The 19,459-nt window shown below is 38.3% G+C and carries 15 protein-coding genes; 12 read left to right on the top strand and 3 right to left on the bottom strand.

The features are described from left to right. Nucleotides 1-130: 130 nt before the first annotated feature. The 12 genes from AB8516_RS17925 (at nucleotide 131) to AB8516_RS17980 (ending at nucleotide 15,126) form a co-directional block, all read left to right on the top strand. Complete coding sequence (locus AB8516_RS17925) at nucleotides 131-1,273, top strand: glycosyltransferase family 2 protein (protein ID WP_369162567.1); 1,143 nt, start codon at nucleotides 131-133, stop codon at nucleotides 1,271-1,273. Between the two features lie 212 nt (nucleotides 1,274-1,485). Then, a complete protein-coding gene (locus AB8516_RS17930; protein ID WP_369162568.1) occupies nucleotides 1,486-2,625 on the top strand; it encodes a glycosyltransferase family 4 protein in 1,140 nt (379 codons plus the stop codon). 2 nt (nucleotides 2,626-2,627) lie between these two features. Continuing rightward, a complete protein-coding gene (locus tag AB8516_RS17935; RefSeq protein WP_369162569.1) occupies nucleotides 2,628-3,869 on the top strand; it encodes an O-antigen ligase family protein in 1,242 nt (413 codons plus the stop codon). Nucleotides 3,870-3,890: 21 nt separating this feature from the next. Beyond that, nucleotides 3,891-5,024 carry a glycosyltransferase family 4 protein gene (locus AB8516_RS17940; protein WP_369162570.1) on the top strand — a complete coding sequence of 378 codons (1,134 nt, stop codon included), beginning with the start codon at nucleotides 3,891-3,893 and terminating at the stop codon, nucleotides 5,022-5,024. Between the two features lie 9 nt (nucleotides 5,025-5,033). Next, entirely contained in the window at nucleotides 5,034-6,248 is a 1,215-nt protein-coding gene (locus tag AB8516_RS17945; RefSeq protein WP_369162571.1) for a glycosyltransferase family 4 protein, read from the top strand. Between the two features lie 19 nt (nucleotides 6,249-6,267). Continuing rightward, on the top strand, nucleotides 6,268-7,674 hold the full coding sequence (locus AB8516_RS17950; protein ID WP_369162572.1) for a phenylacetate--CoA ligase family protein: 1,407 nt from the start codon (nucleotides 6,268-6,270) through the stop codon (nucleotides 7,672-7,674). 16 nt (nucleotides 7,675-7,690) lie between these two features. Beyond that, nucleotides 7,691-9,535, top strand: a complete 1,845-nt coding sequence (asnB, locus tag AB8516_RS17955; RefSeq protein ID WP_369162573.1) for an asparagine synthase (glutamine-hydrolyzing) — start codon at nucleotides 7,691-7,693, stop codon at nucleotides 9,533-9,535. 45 nt (nucleotides 9,536-9,580) lie between these two features. Beyond that, a complete protein-coding gene (locus AB8516_RS17960; protein ID WP_369162574.1) occupies nucleotides 9,581-10,396 on the top strand; it encodes a class I SAM-dependent methyltransferase in 816 nt (271 codons plus the stop codon). A gap of 201 nt (nucleotides 10,397-10,597) precedes the next feature. Beyond that, nucleotides 10,598-11,437 (top strand): polysaccharide deacetylase family protein, encoded by an 840-nt coding sequence (locus AB8516_RS17965; protein WP_369162575.1) that lies wholly within the window; start codon nucleotides 10,598-10,600, stop codon nucleotides 11,435-11,437. A gap of 144 nt (nucleotides 11,438-11,581) precedes the next feature. Further along, nucleotides 11,582-12,631 (top strand): FemAB family XrtA/PEP-CTERM system-associated protein, encoded by a 1,050-nt coding sequence (locus AB8516_RS17970; RefSeq protein ID WP_369162576.1) that lies wholly within the window; start codon nucleotides 11,582-11,584, stop codon nucleotides 12,629-12,631. 10 nt (nucleotides 12,632-12,641) lie between these two features. After that, nucleotides 12,642-13,844: a DegT/DnrJ/EryC1/StrS family aminotransferase gene (locus tag AB8516_RS17975; RefSeq protein ID WP_369162577.1), complete on the top strand. Its 1,203-nt coding sequence runs from the start codon at nucleotides 12,642-12,644 to the stop codon at nucleotides 13,842-13,844. 79 nt (nucleotides 13,845-13,923) lie between these two features. Further along, the gene (locus AB8516_RS17980) at nucleotides 13,924-15,126 is read left to right on the top strand and encodes an ATP-grasp domain-containing protein (RefSeq protein ID WP_369162578.1); all 1,203 of its coding nucleotides are present in this window, start codon (nucleotides 13,924-13,926) and stop codon (nucleotides 15,124-15,126) included. A 19-nt stretch (nucleotides 15,127-15,145) separates the two neighbouring features. Here the strand turns inward: AB8516_RS17980 and AB8516_RS17985 are convergent, their stop codons facing one another. The 3 genes from AB8516_RS17985 to map all read right to left on the bottom strand — a co-directional run bounded on the left by AB8516_RS17985 (nucleotide 15,146) and on the right by map (nucleotide 19,232). Then, on the bottom strand, nucleotides 15,146-15,538 hold the full coding sequence (locus AB8516_RS17985; protein ID WP_369162579.1) for a hypothetical protein: 393 nt from the start codon (nucleotides 15,536-15,538) through the stop codon (nucleotides 15,146-15,148). 261 nt (nucleotides 15,539-15,799) lie between these two features. Further along, nucleotides 15,800-18,433 (bottom strand): [protein-PII] uridylyltransferase, encoded by a 2,634-nt coding sequence (gene glnD, locus AB8516_RS17990; protein WP_369162580.1) that lies wholly within the window; start codon nucleotides 18,431-18,433, stop codon nucleotides 15,800-15,802. A 7-nt stretch (nucleotides 18,434-18,440) separates the two neighbouring features. Continuing rightward, nucleotides 18,441-19,232 carry a type I methionyl aminopeptidase gene (map, locus tag AB8516_RS17995; RefSeq protein WP_108289165.1) on the bottom strand — a complete coding sequence of 264 codons (792 nt, stop codon included), beginning with the start codon at nucleotides 19,230-19,232 and terminating at the stop codon, nucleotides 18,441-18,443. Between the last annotated feature and the right edge of the window lie 227 nt (nucleotides 19,233-19,459).

Below are 19,459 nucleotides of genomic sequence, written 5' to 3' on the forward strand. Positions count from 1 at the left end.
AGTGAACGCAATAGATAAATAATAAAATATAAATCTACTCATGATTCTATTTGTTGATACAAATATGATACATATCGTATCTAATAATAATTGTTTGAATCTAAATATATTCGACTTGGAATAATAAATAATGATCACACTTTTCTGGCTGTCATTTGTATGTGTTATTTACGCATATTTTCTTTATCCATTACTGCTAATTGTTGTGGGTAAATACCGCAATAATGAGATTTTAATTAATGATCAGGAAATTGAGTTGCCAAGTGTTACATTATTATTGCCTGTGCATAATGAATCCAATGTTATTGAGGCAAAGTTATCTAATATAGAGAACCTGGAATACCCGGATAACTTACTAAATGTCATACTCGTATCAGATGGTTCCACTGATAATACTGTTGAAATAATCAAAAACTATGAGACTAATTTAAATTTAAAAGTCATAGTCATAGAAAACCAGCAAGGTAAAGCTAATGCGCTTAATAAGGGAGTAAATGAGATTAATTCATCAATTGTGGTGTTTACGGATGCCTCAATAATGCTTGATAAACAATCAATCCTCAAAATTGTTGTACCATTTACCGATAAGAACGTTGGTTGTGTATCTGGTGAGGATCATATCCCTGCAAATCAAGGAGGAGAAGGTCTCTATGGAAAGTATGAATTGTTCCTGCGTAATAAGGAATCAAAAATAGATTCTATAGTGGGAGCAAGCGGTTCATTTTATGCTCAAAGAACACAGTTGATTAAGCCATTTGAGGAAGGTTTGGCACCTGATTTTTTGTCTGTTTTAAATACTATCGATGCGGGTTACAGGGCAATTACTGAACCTCAGGCAAAAGGTATAATGAGTGCCTCCAAAAGTACAAGTAATGAATACAATAGGAAAGTTAGAACCCTTTTGAGAGGAATGGCGGCCCTGTTTTCTAATTTAAAGTTATTAAATGCGTTTAAATACGGTTGGTTTTCAATTTTTTTATTTTCGCATAAATTAATGAGGTGGCTAGTGCCATTTTTTCTGTTAATATTATTGATTAGTAATTATTACTTGATAGATCAGTTTGTATATAAATTATTGTTTTCAGGTCAGCTATTATTTTATTTTTTGGCGATTGCTTCTTTGCCTCAAAATAGCGTACTAAATAAAACAGCAATTGGTAAAATACCTCTATTTTTTACCATCGTTAACTTAGCAATTCTCAAAGCTTGGTTCTTGTTTTTTCAGGGTAGACGTCAGGAAATATGGAGCCCGACAAAAAGAGAAGAGAATTAACACTTCAAAATATAATACCAAATATTCACTTAACGCAATCTCTTCAAACTATGTAATGCCTTCTTTTTATCGTGAGTAAAACTATGAAGAGAGATGTACAAAAACGGTAATATTTCATATATGTCTGTGCTGAAAGTCATTAAATTATGATTATTTACCGACATATGGGAAATATCCTTACATAATATAAAGTAATGTGGATATTGAACGCTATGCCTGAGAAGATATTACAAATATTAGATTTGCGAGATTCGCCATGGATTGATGGACCAGGCAGAACCATCCTGCAGTGCGCTGACATGATAGATCGGGGCAAATGTAATATACATATTGGTGCATTTTCCGGAGAAAGTCACAACGATCATGCCTATATGAAAAAGGCAGTTGAACTGGGCTTGGATGTGGTTGCTATAAAAGAAAATAGATCATTTGACAGGCGTGTAATAGATCAGATTAAACAGGCGGTGCGAAAAAGGGCGATAGATATAATTCATACCCATGACTTTCGTTCTAATATTTATGGACTTATATGTGCGCGAAATCAGAGACTGCCATTGGTTTCAACATGTCATGGCTGGATATCAAATAATTGGAAAGGAAAAATATATACAGCAGTTGATAAATACTTATTGAGATATCATGATCAGGTTATAGTGGTATCTGAAGTAATGAAAAAGCGTCTTGTTAGGAGTGGAATAAAATCCGACAAGATTCATGTAATCAATAATGCTTTGGTGATTGATGACTACGAAATAAAACGTGAAAATAATAAATTCAGGAATGAATTCAATATTTCAAAAGATAAGAAAGTAATTGCAAATATTGGAAGGCTGAGCCCCGAAAAAAGACAAGATATCTTTTTAAATGCGGCTAAGTATCTTACCGACAAAAATAGAGACTTGATCTTTCTTATTGTTGGAGTGGGGCCGGAAGAAGAGATGCTAAGGGCGCTTGCGAATGAATTGGGTATTTCAGACAAGGTTATATTTTCAGGCTACAGAAATGATATGGTAGATGTATATAACGGTATAGATTTGGTCGTTCAAAGCTCAAATACTGAAGGTATGCCAAATGTTGTGCTTGAATCGCTCTTAATGGGTATTCCAGTGATTGCGACAAACGTAGGTGGTACTGCGCAGATTGTTCAACATAATGTGAATGGCGTGCTTATTGAATCAGAAAATTTATGTGCTTTGGAAACTGCATTGGAAGAGTATACAAACAATGTATCAAAGCATAATGAAATGGCATTGATAGGGAGGAAGCATGTCATTGAGAACTTTAACCAGGATACCAGGGTTAAAAAATTATTCAGTGTGTATGAGAGCCTGGCTGAAGAACAAAATAAATAATCATGTTGTATTTAGGCCTGTTATTATCTTTATTCCTAGATTATGTTCGACCAGCTTCGTATGTGCCGATAATTGGTCTGCTTAAAATCAATACAATAATACCGTTGATTGTTACAATTGGAGCAATATTTTATAATAGCGCGAATGATAATACTAAAATAATCAAGCATCACAACTCAAAACTGTTTCTTTTTTTCCTGTTTTTGCTTGCGATATCAGTAATCGTTGCTGATGTTACAGAATTTTCATTCAAAATATTTAAACTCGTTTTCGGTTTTATTCTGTGGTATTACATCATAATCAAAATAGTAACAGATATCGATAAGATTAAAGGCATATTTATCGTATTTGTTTTCAGTCATATACTTTTAGTAATTCTCAATCCTGATGTCGTTTTGGATCCCGCGACGAGAACATATATCTCAGGTAATGCATTTCTTGGTGATGGTAACGATTTTTCTCTGTCAGTGTCACTAACAGTGCCAATGTGCTTATTCCTTATAATGGACTCAAAGAAGACACTACATAAGGTGATATATATATTAGCGTTATTGGTATTGATATTTGCTATCGTTGGAACTCAGTCAAGAGGTGCGTCCCTGGCGCTAATGGGGACGTTCGCCTATCTGTGGTGGATGGGGCGCCAAAAAATTCTCGGTATTTTACTGATAGGTGGCGTCTTGATCTCAATACTCGCTTTTGCTCCGCCCGTGTATTTTGAGAGGATGAATACGATACGAAATTATGAATCTGAAGGTTCTGCAATGGGGCGAATAGTCGCATGGAAAACGGCAATCAGGATGGCGACAGCACATCCGATTACTGGTGTGGGGGCAGGACATTTTCCTGTAAAACTAGGTACGGATTTTAGACCGCCTGAGTTCGGGTATGAAAATTTTCCCTGGTTGACCGCCCACTCATCGTATTTCCTGATTCTAGGTGAACTAGGCTTGCCGGGAATTATCTTTTTTCTTGCATTATTGATAGGGAATTACAGAAGAAACAGCAAATTTATTCGTTTTATTAGGAAAAAATCTGATTCTATCGAGGATAGTGAAGTATACAATAAGTTGTTTTTAATGCTTAATTCAAGCTTGGTTGCATTTGCTATCGGGGGTGCATTTTTATCTGTTACGTACTATCCGCATATTTTTGTGCTTGCGGGATTGTTTGTTTCTGCGGAATTTATGTTTAAATCCCATCTTGACAAGATGAGTGAAAATGAAAACCACAAGAAAGATTAGATATTAAGATAGAGAAAGATCATGACGGTAAATAATAACAAGATTAAATTATGTCTTCTTCACTCCACATTACATATAGGAGGAGCGGAAGAGGTCACGGCAAATATCTGTAATACTATAAATAAAGATATATTTGATGTAACTGTTTGCTATCTCAAGGAAATGGGAACTATAGGTAATAAAATAGTTGATCAAGGAACGGATGTAATCGGTTTAACAAAAGAAATAAAGAAAAGTAATAAAACGGACTATTTTACCTCCTTGCGGCTTAGAAGTTATTTAAATAGAAATAACATCGATCTGGTTCATTCACATGATGTCCATTCATTGGTAGATGCCTCTCTGTGCAGGTTAACATTACCATCCATACGTTTTATACATACATTTCATTTTGGTAACTATCCGAACAGAGAGCCTGAAATGGCGAAGTTTGAAAGACTTTTCTGGCGGGTTCCAGATATGTTGGTTGCAGTAGCGGAAAAGCAAAAGAACGATGTTTGCAACTACTACAAAATACCAAGTGATCGCATAACTACAGTATGGAATGGTGTGGATGTCACAAACTTAGAGAAAAACAACGATATCATTGACGGTTACAAAAAAGAAGGGAAAGTAATTATAGGATGTGTAAATACGCTTATAGAACAAAAAGGTATGTTCGACTTGATAAAGGTTTCTAATATACTTAGAGAAAAACTACCGAATAGATTTGTATTTGTAGTGGCTGGTGACGGGCCACTTAGGACAAAATTAGAAGAAAAGATAAAGAAAGATGATCTTGAAAGTTATGTCAAATTGTTAGGATGGGTCGATTCAGCCTCAGCTGTAATTCTCCCAAAGGTGGATATATTTTTTCAGCCTTCACTTTGGGAAGCGATGTCGATGGTCTTGCTGGAAGCTATGGCAGCAAAAAAAGCGATAGTCACAACAAGGGTGGGTGAAACACCAAAAATCATTTGCAGTGCAGACCAGGGAGTCGTGGTTGAACCGGGTAATACTGAAAAAATGGCATCATCATTACAGTTATTGATAGAGCAGGTGTCTATCCGTGAAAAATATGGTTTATCTGCCGGACTTAGATACCAAGACAATTTTACAGCAGCAAAAATGGCCGCTCGGTATGAAACCCTGTATCAGAAAATAATAAACAAATAGGTAACAGCCATGAAAATTCTTTTTTTATCACAAATCATACCTTATCCACCTCATGGTGGGGTTTTACAAAGGGGGTACAACATTATTCGTGAAATTGGAAAAGATAATGATGTATATCTTCTTGCATTTCACCATCCAGATACAATTGCAAGTCAGTCGTTACTCGATGAGAGCATGGTCGAACTTAAGAAGATATGCACTGAAGTGCACTATTTTAAGTTGTGGCCTAAGCAATCAAAAATTCACAAGTTATTGGCATTTTTCCTCGGCTTCTTTTATCCGCTGCCCTTTAGTGTTCTTGCCCATAAAAGCAGTGGATTCAGAGATAAAATGCTCGATATTATAGAAAAGAATAATATTGATATTGTACATATTGATACGGTTGGACTTTCAAAATACAGGGAATTGGTACAAGACATTCCATGTGTTGTAACTCACCATAATATTGAGTCTTCATTGATGGCAAGAAGATCCAAAGTCGAATCGAATTGGTTTACAAGATATTACGTTGCGAAACAGTCTGAAAAACTGAGGAAATATGAAGCTCGGGAGAGTTCCAAATACCCTGTTAATGTAATGATGTCCAATACTGACGCAGACGAATTAAAAGAAATGACACCAGGTGTAAAGACAGCTATCGTTCCGAATGGAGTCGATATTAATTATTTTGAAGATCGCCGGGAACCGGAAGAACAGGCAATAATATATACCGGCGGCATGAATATGTTTGCGAATAAAGATGCGGTCATGTACTTGATCAGTGAAATTTGGCCATTGGTAAAAGTTAAGATACCAGACATTAAATTTTATATTATTGGGCAGGATCCACCTAAAGAACTGATCAATATTGCTTCAGAGGATAATGGAATAAAAGTCCTGGGTTATGTCGACGACATCAGGCCGTTCGTCGCTAAGTCTGCCATCTATGTCGTGCCACTAAGGGTAGGTGGTGGTACGCGTCTCAAAGTGTTAGATGCTCTGGCCCAGGGTAAGGCTATTGTGTCGACATCAATAGGTAGTGAAGGTATAGAGGTTACTGACCGTACAAACATATATTTAGAGGATACTTTTGAAGGATTCGCATCTAGTATCGTAGAACTAATCAACGATGACGCAAAAAGAAAAGAGTTAGGACGTCAGGCAAGAAAACTTGCTGAAGAGAGGTATGCCTGGCCTTCTATTGCTGAAGGATTGATTAAGGCGTACAAAAGTGTAATTCATTAGGATTAATTGAATCACTATTATGGATACGCCATTCAAGAATCTATATGACGCACTACCAGCCTCAGTGCAGAGTCTTGCGGTAACCGGGTACAGCATACTGTTAGATAGAAAGAGGTATGGAGGCGAATTTAATAAAGTAAAAAGATTTCTTGAAGAAAGTCAGTGGTATAATGAACAGCAACTAATAGAATACCAAAACAAAATGTTTACTCAGCTCATACAATATAGCTATGAGCATGTCGAGTATTACAGAAATTTAATGAGAAACTATAAGCTGAAGCCGTCTGACATAAAAACGACAGATGATTTACAGAAATTACCAGTATTGACAAAGGAGTTGATCAAGGAAAATTTTAATTCTTTGTTATCTGATGAATTTAAATCAAATAAAGTAGAGAAAGGACATACTAGTGGTACTACAGGGTCTCCGCTAGAGATTTGCTACAGTAAAAATCTTGTCAACTTTAACTATGCTATGTTAGACAGGCAGTATAGCTGGGCGGGTGTTAATCTTGCGAAATTTGGTGATAGGGTAGCTGTAATCAGGGGAAATATTATAGTTCCCCTAGATAATTTCAATCCACCATTCTGGAGATATAATTACTACCATAACCAGCTATTGTTATCATCCTTCCACTTAAAGCCTGATAATATCCCACATTATTTAGATGAGCTTCGCAGGTTTTCACCGAAGACGCTTGATGGTTACCCGTCAACTGTTTATATATTGGCAAAATACCTGAAAAACATTGGTGAAAAATTAAAGTTAGATGCAGTCTTAACATCTTCAGAAACATTGTACGATTTTCAAAGAGAAACAATCGAAGAGAGCTTTGATTGTAAAGTATATGATTATTACGGATCAGCAGAACGCGTATTATTTACCACTGAATGCGATAACCACACCGGCGGCCACATCGGGATGGAGTATGGCATTACAGAGATATGTGACAGTGGAGGCAGAAGATTGGAGTTCGGTGAAACCGGAGCAATTGTAGCAACATCACTACACAACTATGCAATGCCCCTTATCCGTTATAAAACTAATGATATGTCTGCCATAAAAAGTGATCAATGTGCATGTGGTAGAGCACACTACCTACTACATGATGTGACAACAAAAGCTGAAGATACATTGGTTCTCAAGGATGGAAGATTGATATCTCCCTCCGTACTTACACACCCGTTTAAACCATTAACATCTATTCTGGAATCACAAATAGTACAAACAGATCTGATGAGTATAACAGTAAAGTTGAGGGTGGATGCTAGCTTTACTGATGACGACAAGAAAGCGTTGGTTCACGGCCTGTCAGAGCGTTTAGGTAAAGATACATCAATAAATATACAAATCGTAGACGAGCTTGAGCGAACGTCAACTGGAAAGTTTAAGTGGGTCATATCAGAAATTGATCTGAATATATAACCAGGATTATACAGATATGTGCGGTATAGCAGGTGTACTTTACTCGGATTCGTCTAAAGCAGTCGATAAAAACAGACTGTCTTTAATGAGAGACGTATTTACATATAGAGGCCCTGACGACAGTGGCCTCTATATTTCCGGTTCTGTTGGCCTCGCACACAGAAGGCTTAGTATTATTGGTTTATCAACCGGGCACCAACCAATGTCTGATAACACTGGGAAATACTGGATAGTATTTAACGGAGAGATCTACAATTATAAAGAATTGAAAATAGAATTAGAACGGAAGGGCTATAAGTTTAATACTACATCAGATACAGAAGTCATTATTTATCTGTATAAAGAGTTTGGTTATGAATGCGTAAATCACCTAAATGGCATGTTTGCTTTTGCTATCTATAATGAAAATGATAAATCTCTTTTTCTAGCAAGAGACAGAATGGGTATAAAACCACTCTACTACAGTAAAACAAAAAAAGGATTCTACTTTTCATCAGAAATTAAGGCAATACTGGAATATGGTGATGTTGAGCGCCGAATAAATAACAAATCAATATATGAGTATTTTATGTTTAGAGGCGTGGCCGGTGAAAACACGATGTTTGAAGATGTGCTTTCACTCTTGCCTGGCCATTACATGGTAATAAAAGGCAGTAACACAAATATAGTAAAATATTGGAATCTGTTTGATATACCGAAGGACCGCACAATTGATAGACCTGCCGCACTGGAAGGCATTGAGTCATTACTTCAGGACGCAATAAAAATCAGATTGATGAGTGAAGTGCCGTTAGGTACTTTTTGTAGTGGTGGCATAGATTCTAGTCTTGTAACAGCAATTGCTGCAGGTATTGCTGGTGACAACATGAATACCTTCTCAGTCGGATTTAATGAAAGAAATTACGACGAGTCTGAATACGCAAAGCTGGTATCAGATAAATATGGTACAAAACACCACGAACTGGTGCTAAACGGTGACGAGTTCGCTAGCCTGCTCAGGCGATCTATCATGCTTAATGACGAGCCGCTTCATTTCTCAAACTCCGTACATATACTGGCATTGAGTGAACTTGCCAAGCAGAACGTTACTGTTGTGTTAACAGGTGAAGGTGCTGATGAGTTATTTCTTGGCTACCCCAGATACTTGATTCCGGAATTGCTTAATAAAATACGAGGAATATCATGGCTAGCATCACCCATTTTAAAAATACTGGCATCTATAATATCAGACCATAGACTGAAAAAGCTGAATGATTTTTCAAATATGGACAAAGATTCGTTATTGATGCTCAATTCTGCAGTCAATCAAAAAGACGTAGTGGATAGCGCAATGAAACGCAATGGTATAAACAGCCTTGATTACAGAAAATATGTTACTGCATCAATGATGAATTACGAACAAACCATGGATATGGTGTCGATACAAGATCAACTAACCTACTTGGTATCAATACTCAACAGGCAAGACAAGATGAGTATGGGGGCCAGTGTAGAGGCAAGAGTTCCGTTTATAGATTATAGGCTAGTCGAGTTTGCGAATTCAATTCCATCGCCAGTAAAAATGGAAAAAAATAATACTAAAATGTTAATAAAATTGATTGCTGAAAAATATTTACCAAGAGATCTTATCTATCGCAGAAAATCTGGATTTGGCGTTCCTATTTCCAATTGGATAAAGGAAAAAAATGGCTTGGCTAAGAATGTCAAAGATGTTCTTTATGACACAAGAAGTGATGACAATATAAACATGGATTTTGTGAGGGATCAATATCAAATGCATGTTACAGATAAAAAAGATGCTTCAGAGTTAATTTGGACATCAGTTAATTATTTAATGTGGCGGGACATATACAGTGTATAATTCTTGTCATACGGCTATTTTTAATAACCGATTTGAGAAAATTTAATGATGAATATGCACAATTCAAATGACGCAGAAGAAACACTGCAAAGTCATTCAATCCACGACGAGTGGGTTGACAACTATCGAACACCAGACAATGAAAAATTCTACAATATGGCGTTTGATTTTATAAGAGACTCGTTTGCTCAAATAGAGGGTGATACTGTATTGGATGCGGGATGCGGTAGTTGTGCAAAATCGAAAAACCTTGTAGACCGAGGATATAAAGTGGTCGGTACTGATCTATCAGATTCTGCCCTAGAGCTGGCAAGAAAAGGATTGATTGGAACCCGGTATGACAGCGAAATAGAACTCAAGTGTGAGAATCTTACAGAATTATCATTTGAGAATGAATCATTTTCCAAAGCTGTTTGTTGGGGCGTGCTAATGCATATTCCCGAAGTAGACAAAGCAATATCAGAACTATCCAGAATAGTAAAAAAAGGCGGTATGTTGGCAATAAGTGAAGGCAATATGAACTCTATACAGACTAGAGCCTTGAGATTTCTAAAGAAATTATTAGGGAGAGAAAGAGCAGTTGTCAACATCGTGAATGCAGGAATAGAAAACTGGGAAGAAACTGAGGATGGTCGCCTAATGACAAGGCAGGCAAATATAGAGTGGCTGATTAAAGAATTTCAAAAGCATGGAATGGAGCTGCAATCAAGAAGAGCTGGACAGTTCAGTGAGATGTATTGGGTTGTTCCTACAACAATTTTGAAAAAGTCCATACACCTCCTTAACAAAATCTGGTTTAAATATATAAAATTACCGGGTCCAGCTTTCGGAAATATTTTGATATTCCGCAAAAAGGTATAATTAATCTTTAAAAGGAACATGAGAAAATTATTCTCAACCATAATAAAGTTCACAAAAAAGGTGGTTTCCTACATCTTTTACTATACAGGCGTGACAGGTTATATACTTAAAAAAAAGCTGTCAAACAAGACCGTTATACTGACATACCATCGAGTATTGCCTGTCAATTTACGTGAACGAAGTTTTTCACATCAGGCGATTATGGTGGATCCTGCAAATTTCGACATGCATATAAGTGTTATAAATGAATATTTCAAAGTCATTGATACTAGTGTGCTGCTTAATAGTAAAAAGGAATGTGAGCCAAGGTGTCTTGTAACATTCGATGATGGCTGGCGAGACAACTATGAGTATGCATACCCTATTCTAATGAAACATAATTGCCCTGCAATTGTATTTATACCACTCGACTATATCTCAACTAAACAAACATTTTGGCAAGAAAAGCTAGGCTATTTAATATGGCATGCAAGTAAACTTGATTCAAAAGAATCAAGAGCTTTACTGAATAAATATGGGATTGATGAAAAATGTAAGATTGAAGGATATAAAAAGCAATCAGAAATAATTAATTATGTAAGATCCTTGAAGACAAGGACTTATGAGCAACTTGAAGAAATAACGCAAGATTTTTTGGAAGTAGTTGATTATGGTGATGGTTCTCATGTCGATAAACATATGACTTGGGATCAAATGAGGGAATTGGAACAAGACGGCATTGAAATAGGTTCACATGCCTGTAGTCATAAAATACTTACAGAACTAGCAAGAGAAGAAGTAATTGCGGAGTTAGCTAAATCTAAAGCATCAATCGAAAAAAATGTCCAAACGGTAGTAAAATCCATTGCATATCCCAATGGAGACTATAGTGATGTGATAGGAGATGTGGCGAGAAGTGAGGGGTATAAGTATGGATTCGGTACTGAATTTGGCCATGTGGAAGAGAGTAACAATAGATATAATCTAAAAAGAATCAATATTAATGATACAGTTGCAGACAGCAAACCAACTTTTCTGGCAACAATTATAGGAATATTTTAAATACTGATGAGTAACCATCTCGGTATATTTGCAAAGAGTAAATGTTTTTTATTGAATTTATTTGGACATGAAAAACAATAGATACTAGTTACAGTCAAAAGAAAATATAGACATACTGGAATTCTACATAAATATGGCCGCGAAATGATTAATAAGAATATATCAGTAAAAATCTATAGTATTAATGAAACAAATTCCAGTAAATGGAATGACTACCTAAAGAACAACGATCAAGCATGCATATATCAACTCTTTGAGTGGCAGATTATAAATAAGAGCTATTTCAAACACTCTGTATATAATATTGTTGCAGAAAGTAACAATCAAATAGTGGGGGTGCTCCCACTGGTATCACTAAAGAGTATGATTTTCGGCCACATTTTATGTTCAATGCCTTTTGTTAATTATGGTTCCAGTTGTGCAAACTCCACTGAAATTGATAAGAAATTGATAGAATATGCATGTGAATTAACAAATAAAATTGGTGCGAAGTATCTTGAAGTGAGAAGTCAAAAGCCTTCAGTTACAAATATGAAGGAATCCAAAAACAAGATATCACTGATAATAAAACTGGATGACGATTATGAGAAACTGTGGAATGGATTTAAATCAAAGCATAGGACAAACATACGTAGAGTATATAAGAACGGTATAACAGTTAAGAAAGGCGGCGTTGAATTATTGGAACCATTCTACGAAATTCTATCAAAGTCCTGGAGAGACCTTGGTACACCTATTTATTCTATTCGTTATTTTAAAACAATAACACAATATTTTAAGGACGATTATACAATATTCATAGCTTACAAAGATGATGTGCCAGTGGCTTCTGCATTTAACGGCTATTATGATGATATTGTTGAAGGTATGTGGCTTGGTTTGGATAACCAATACAGACAATATCAACCCAGTTATGTTTTATATTGGGAAATGATAAAAGATGCCTGTGAAAGAGGTTATAAAACATATCATCTCGGGAGGTCGAGTACAGACTCAGGCGGTGAGTCTTTCAAGAAAAAATGGAATGCAGAAACAAAACAATTATATTGGCAATACTACTTGAATACTATCGATAAAATGCCAAATCTAAATCCTTCAAATCCCAAATACAAGCTTTTGATAAAACTATGGAGAATGTTGCCATTGAAAGCAACACAGATCATTGGTCCATTGATATCTAAAAACATCCCTTAAGGAATGTTAAGTGTTTAAGTATTTCCCACCAAGTGGCTCACCGATTACAACACAAGAAATACTGTATTGGTTAGCTTGCAATGCTTTTTTTGCAGATAAAAGAAAGGATATTAATAAAAGTCTGAGGGATAGGTTTAAAGTTGAGCACAGTTATCTCTTTACAACAGGGCGTGGTGCTATGACTGTACTGCTCAGGTCATTAAAGAAACTGAGAAATAAGGCAGAAATAAATGAAGTAATTATACCGGCATATACATGCTACTCTGTTGCAAGCTCTATCCAGAATGCGGGTTTAAAAGTCAGACTTTGTGATGTGGATCCAATTACACTTTCTTACAATCTAGAAAAATTGCAGAAAATGCCATTTGCAAATGTATTGTGCATTGTATCGGCGAACTTATATGGTATTCCCAATCAGTTACAGGAGATAGAGAGTATAGCGAAAAAAAATGGTTTTTATATGGTTGATGATGCCGCACAATCATTCAATGCAAAATATCAAGAAAAAGAAGTGGGCACATTCGGTACGGCAGGCCTGTATAGTTTTGACAAGGGAAAAAATATAACCTCAATTGAAGGTGGGAGTATTATTACAAATAACCCGGAACTGGCAGAAATAATAGACAGTTATTACAGTAAAATACCAAGTAATTCTGTTAAAGATAACCTGCTGACCGCTATTAAGGTGATTATATATTATCTTTTTCTCAACCCATTGCTCTACTGGATTCCAGCCTCTCTACCTTTCCTGAACCTTGGTAAAACGAGATACGAGGAAAATATTCAGATAAAAAAATATTCGCGCCTGGTAGCACCAATAGCATTAATGCAAATTAAAAGATCTAACCAAATCGCAGAAAAAAGGATAGCGAACGGATTATGGTACAAAAGTAATATTGAGGAGAAAAAAACAATAAGCAAAATTAATGAATCAGATCAAGGGAAGCCTGTTTATTTGAGATATCCAATAAAAGTAAAACAACGGGAAAAAAGGGAAGCTATCCTAAATCATGCAAAAAGGTACGGAATAACTAAATCCTATCCAAAATCACTTAATCAATTGAAGGAAATAGAAGAAGTTCTAGTAAATCCCGGTGAGTTCGAGGGTGCTGAACAGATTTCAGCACAGCTAATTACATTACCAACGCATACATTTATCAATAATAACGATAGAGAAAATATTAAGAATATCATTGACGAAATGACAGCATGACTGCTGTATAACAAGAAGTAATGTATCAGCACTAGAAAAAAGAAATCAGCTACTAAAATATCAATCAAATATTATTGTTATGAAAAAAATAAGAAATATCTTAGTAACCGATGGAAACAGCAGAGCTGCACTGGCGATAACAAGATCTTTGGGTTCTAAAGGATATAAATTATTTGTTGGAGAAAGGGTCAAGCCATCATTGGCATCTAGCTCGAAGTATTGTAATGAAGCTGTTCTATATCCGGACCCCGTAAATGAATATGATAAATTCTGTAAAGCAATAAAGGAAAAAATTGATATCTTAAAAATAGACTTGATAATCCCAGTTACAGATATTTGCATTTTTCCCATCTCTAATATGGTGAAGGATGGTGTAATCGAAAATAAAACACAATTGGCAAATGATGATTCGATGAAGTTGGCGGCAAATAAAAGCGAGCTGACAAAGCAGGCAGCAGGGCTGGGGGTTCCTGTACCGCTCTCACAAATAATAGAGTCAAAAAACAACATAGCAGTACAGAATCTGAAAATTCCCTATCCAGTCGTTGTAAAGCCATCACGTTCAAGGGTCATGGTAGATGGGAAGTGGATATTTACCAGTGTAACTTATGCCGGCAGTTATGAGGAACTGCGATCAATTCTAGAGAAAACGAATAGCGAAGTATTTCCCATAATCTTGCAAGAGAGAGTTAGAGGAAAGGGTATCGGTGCATTCTATTGTTACGATAAAGGAAGGTGTATTGCTAAATTTTCACATCGAAGAATTAGAGAAAAGCCGCCATCTGGCGGTGTAAGTGTTCTAAGGGAAAGTGTGGAAATAGATCCGGACATTGATAGATACAGCCAAATATTATTAAAAAAAATAAAATGGCATGGTGTGGCAATGGTTGAATATAAATATGATGATGAAAAAGCTATTCCCTATTTTATGGAGATTAACGGTAGATTCTGGGGATCTTTACAACTGGCAATTGACGCGGGAGTGGATTTCCCAAATATCCTCGCAGATATTTCTCAGAATATAGATATTGGTGACGCAACGAACTATAAGATAGGCGTGAAAACGAGATGGTTGTGGGGAGATTTAGATTTATTGTTAATGTTAGTTATAAAAAGCAGAAGCCAATTAAAACTACCCGACGATTATGGTCCTAAATGGAAAGTTATAGCTAGCATACTCAATCCATTTGGTAAAAACCTGCATTATGAGGTGCTCAGTTTTAAGGATATAAAACCATGGTTTCATGAGAGCAGGCAATGGATTAGTAATTTAGTAAAATAAAGGGTTAATATCAGTAGAATTAATCGTCGAAGGAGATAGCTTCCTTAAGTTCAATATTAGATAATTCGCCTTCTATTCCTTGTGTATCATAAGCGGCTATCGCAAAAAAATAACTTCCAGCAGTTGGTACACCAATACGGTATTCATCGATTCCAGTACCTTGAATATCGACAAGAAGTTTTAGATTGGCATTATCATCTCCATAGTAGACCTTATATCCGGCAATGCTGGTTGATAAGAGATAGCTACCATCTGTTCGTGTTTTAGGGGATATCCATGAAAGATCTGTGTAGGCAGTAAAGGTAACTGGGTCCTGCGTGCCGCCGCCGGAACTGCCGCTACCGCCGCCACAGCCTTGAAATAGCATTGCAAAACTAAGCATACTTATGGAAATAAAAAGCTTGTGATACATGCGGTAAAGCTCCCTTGATTCTATACAGACATTAATATCACATAAAATGTCCGTAAATCAGTGAAACATATCCTAATAGTAAAAAATGTCTGTTAAAAGTAATAAATACCTGCAAAAACAGGATATAATGAATATTAGTGGATACTAATGTTCTGCTTGTACATATTGTATGTTGATGACACGCTGAATATGCGCAACATAGTTTAAAAAAGCATAATTTAAAAAAATATAAAGTAGATTAAAGAGTTATATTCCACATAATTACTCCAACATTTTCTCTATGACTGCGTTTTTCAGGCAATTCAATCTCTCTTCATCCAGGATTGGTTGATTATCCCTGTCTGTAATAAAAAATATATCCTCTACCTGTGCCCCGAGTGTGGTTATCTTGGAGTGCTTTAGTCTGATCTTGCACTCTGCAAAAGCCTGACCAACATTCGACAAAAGGCCCGGTCGATCCAATGTGACCAGGCGCATGGTTGTTCTTTGCAGTTTTGGTTCCTGGGTAAAATAGATAAACGTCTCGTGGTCAAAATGCTTGTTTTTTCGGGGAATGCGCCGAGTTACTTTGAATGGTTGGGTACCTTCCAAGCGAAGGCCATCAGAGAGTGTGTCAATGATTTCTCCGCTGCGTTGACCAATTTCAACCGGACTGCCATCCTGCTCCAGTACAAGATAGGAATTAAGTGAATGACCGTCGGATGTACTCATTACCCTTGCATTGACAATTGATAGTGCCAGTTGATCAAGCAGCATAGTCGTAACAGCAAAAAGATTGTCTCTGTCCAAGCAATAAATCAGCACTTCACTTCCGCCACGCTTTTCCGTCTGGCGCATCTGTATTAATGGCAGTGCACTTTTTGGAGTATCAATGATTGCCTTCGTATGTCGTTGTATGGCATTTGGAGAGTGTGTGAGGAAGTACTCTTTGGTAAAGGTCGCCCATAAATCGCTGATAGCTTCGTCTGGAATACTCTGCAACGTTAATTGATACAACGCTGCTGATTTCTTTTCTTCAATCAACTCATCCTGTGCAAGTGGATTTTCCAGTCCCCTGATCAGAGCCCGGTGTGTCGCATTGAACAGGTCACGCAATAGTGAGTCTTTCCAGGAATTCCAGGCTGCAGGATTTGTCGCTCTACTGTCTGCAAAGGTAAGCAAGTACAAATAAGTCAATCGGTTGAGATCGCCTACAAGTGACGCGAACTCCTGTACCACCTCTGGATCGGTGATATCTTTGCGTTGGGCGGTCATAGACATAACCAAATGATTACGTACAAGCCAACCGACCAAGTGGCTGTCATATTCACTTAAATGGTGTAACCGGCAAAAATCATAGGCATCGATAGCGCCCAGCTCTGAGTGATTGCCACCCCGTCCCTTGGCGATATCATGAAATATTGCCGCCAAATAAATAAGTTCTTCTTTTGGAAGAGTGCTCATCAACTGGCTGCAGAGTGGGTACTCTTCAGCATACTTTTCCGTGGTCAAACGCCGCAGATTTCTAACCACCATGAGGGTGTGTTCATCAACGGTATAGACATGAAAAAGATCATACTGCATTCGGCCGACAATATTTTCGAATATCGGTATGTAGACTGCCAGTATGCCATAAATATTCATGCGCCTAAGGGCGCTGGTAATACCAAACGGTTGGCGCAGGATTTCCATAAAAAGGCTTTGTGCGCGAATGTCTTGGCGGAATTTTTCGTCTATCAGATAGGTATGATTGCGTACAAGGCGAATAGTGCTGGCTCTGACTCCTCTCAACTCGGGATTTTCCTGCATTATCAAGAACAACTCCAAAAGGGAGGTAGGATATTTCTTGAATATATTCTTATGGGTGACTTCGAGAAAGTAGCCGCGTTTTTGAAAGCGTTTATTGATGGAAACCGGTTCACCCAGTTCACCCTTGAAAAGAATATCCTCCTGAAAATGCTGCAACAGCATTTCATTGAGACGGCTCAACTCCATTACGGTGCGATAGTAGTCGCGCATGAAGCACTCGACCGCCATGTTGGCATGGTCTGCATCATAACCCAGATAGGAAGCGAGTGTGCGTTGATGATCGAAAAGCAATCGGTCGTCGTGGCGACCGGTAAGCAAGTGGAGCGCGAATCTTACCCGCCACAAATGCTCCTGTCCCTCGATCAGGGTATGATACTCGGCTTCCGTGAGGAAGGCGTGTTCCACCAAGTCATGCAAACTCTTGGTCTTGAAATGGCGTTTCGCAACCCACCCAATCATATGAATATCCCTCAAACCTCCGGGACTCTCTTTAATGTTTGGTTCCAGGTTACTGATAGTGTCATCGTGTTTGGCGTGGCGAACGCGTTGCTCGTTCCATTTGGCCTCGAAGAAATCATGGCTGTTCCACATCCGACCAGGTCCGGTGGCCTCCAGCATTTCACTGAACAGCCGCGCCGAACCAACCAGGCGACGGGATTCGATCAGATTGGTCATAACAGTGATGTCCTGGTCGGCCTCTCGAACGCAGTCGTCAATAGTTCGAACACTGTGGCCGACATCAAGGCCGATGTCCCAGAGCAGGGTAAGAAACTGTGTGAGAGGATCCTTGAATGATTCAAACAGATCCTCATGGTCTAGTAGGACTAACAGATCTATATCAGAAGCCGGATGTAACTCACCACGCCCATATCCCCCAACGGCAACCAGGCAGGCTTCAATGGAGATGTCCAGATAGCGATTCCAAGCACGGACCAGGATTTCATCGATCAGCTGAGCGCGTTCGGCGACAAGCTTGCTGATGGGGGTCTGTCCGGTGGAGAAGCGTTCTTCAACGCCTTCCTTATAGTGCTTGAGTATGACCTTGCATGGCTGAATGGGAGAGCCATCTTCTGCGAATGCCTGATTCAGTGACGCGAAGTCGATCATTATTCAGTCAGTTTGATCCCATGGAAGGGATTTTACCGCGCTCTTCATCTCGCAGTGTGAGTACTTCAAAACCATTATCTTTGACCAGTATGGTGTGTTCGAATTGCGCCGAGAGACTGCGATCCTTGGTTACCACTGTCCAGCCGTCGGGTTTGAGTTTCACCTGTTGTTTACCGGCATTCACCATGGGTTCGATGGTAAAGCACATCCCCGGCTTAAGTTCGACGCCCGTCCCGGGTTGCCCATAGTGGAGAATTTGGGGGTCCTCATGAAACTCACGTCCGATACCATGCCCACAGTACTCACGTACAATTGAGTAATTGTAGCTCTCCACATGGGTTTGGATGGCATGACCGATATCACCCAAATGGCATCCGGGTTTGACCTTGTTTATACCGATCCAGAGCGCCTGCTGCGTCACTTCAATCAAACGTTTGGCCAACACCGAGGGTTGACCGATACAGAACATCTTGCTGGTATCGCCGTGGTATCCGTCTTTGATGACAGTGATGTCGATATTGACGATATCCCCCTTTTTCAGCCTCTTCTCTCCGGGTATGCCATGGCAGACGACTTGATTCACCGAAGTGCAGATCGATTTGGGGAATCCTCGATAATTGAGCGGTGCCGGGATGGCGTCTTGTTCATTTACGATGAATTCATGACAGATGCGATCCAGTTCCTGTGTGGTCACGCCAGGTTGGACATGAGGAACGATCATCTCCAATACCTCAGCCGCCAGTCTTCCGGCGATACGCATCTTTTCGATCTCTTCGGCGGTTTTTATTGTGATACCCATTTGAAAATGCTAAAAAATCCGGGGAAATGAAGGGGCTAGGGGGATTCGGCGCGATTGTCGCAACAAGCAGGTTATGGTATAAAACGCCCCGCCGAATCGCAAACGCTTCGGCGTACTAAATCCGCTGTAAGACTTAGGGTATTAACGGCGGCAAACGACACACACATATCGACACATGGGCCTGGGTGCCGGAAGATGTCGTGATTATAAGTAATAATTACTTATTA

Origin of the sequence: Candidatus Thiodiazotropha sp. LNASS1 (assembly GCF_964212655.1) — a bacterium.
Taxonomy (GTDB): domain Bacteria; phylum Pseudomonadota; class Gammaproteobacteria; order Chromatiales; family Chromatiaceae; genus Thiodiazotropha.